The 1,043-nt window shown below is 54.8% G+C and carries 1 protein-coding gene; it reads left to right on the top strand.

Annotated features, from left to right (window positions below; translation table 11 throughout):
- Positions 1 to 138: 138 nt before the first annotated feature.
- The coding region (locus HCN83_RS17930; protein ID WP_168009782.1) for a transposase at positions 139 to 1,043 on the top strand (905 nt) is incomplete at its 3' end.

Raw genomic sequence — 1,043 nt, 5'->3', positions numbered from 1 at the left:
GGGGCTGTCCCATAAGTCGATATTATCGACGGGACAGCCCCTTTTTTATGTGTAGAAAAAATTTATAGAAGGAAACAGAAAAAAATCGCCGAACCTGTGTGTAAGCGACAAAACCAACACCACCAGGAGGCGATTTTTATGAGCAGCCAAACGGCTACTTTCCAAGAGTATACCATGGGACAGCTGGTCCTGCCTATGGATTTCAGCGACCTGATCCCGGACGATCACGTGGCCCGGGTGATCCACACCTTTGTGGAGGCGGTAGACAACGACCTCTTCTTTGCCCCGTACAAAGGCGGCGGACGCCCGGCCTACCATCCGAAAATGATGACGAAAATCGTCCTCTACGCCTATACGCAGAAGTGGTATTCCTGCCGGCAGATTGCCCAATCTCTTCGAGAAAATCTCCCGATGATGTGGCTGGCTGCTCGGCAGGAACCGGATTTCCGTACGATTAACCGGTTCCGCTCGGAACGGATGCAGGACATCATCACACCGCTGTTCACCCGCCTCGTCGAACTCCTGCTCGACGAACAGTATATCTCGATGGACACCTACTTTCTTGACGGGACCAAAATCGAAGCGAACGCCAATCGGTATACGTTCGTCTGGCGGAAATCAGTCGAAAAACATGAAGCCCGGCTCCAGGAGAAGCTGACCGGCCTTCTTGCCCACATTGAAGCCACTATCGAATCGGACGCCTCCGAATCCGGGGAAGCCCCGGATCGTGTGTCCCCGCAGAAAGTCCGGGAAGCCGCCGAAGCCGTGGAACACGAGATGCACCAGGCGGAAGCAGAATGGAGGGAGGAACCGGACCAGCAGGTCCGAAAAGAAAAGCGGGCGGTCTTTCAGAACATCCGAACCATCCACCGGACCCTCACCCGCGACTACCTGCCGCGGCTGGAACGGTATGAAAGCCAGCTCGCCACCTTCGGCGACCGGAACAGTTTTTCCAAAACCGATCCCGCTGCTACGTTTATGCGCATGAAAGAAGATCACATGGAAAACGGCCAGCTGAAACCAGGCTACAACGTGCAGATGGG

This window comes from Alkalicoccus luteus (assembly GCF_012034335.1).
Taxonomy (GTDB): domain Bacteria; phylum Bacillota; class Bacilli; order Bacillales; family Salisediminibacteriaceae; genus Alkalicoccus; species Alkalicoccus luteus_A.
The sequence above is the reverse complement of the archived record's forward strand: the minus strand, read 5'-3'. Positions and strand labels throughout refer to the sequence as shown.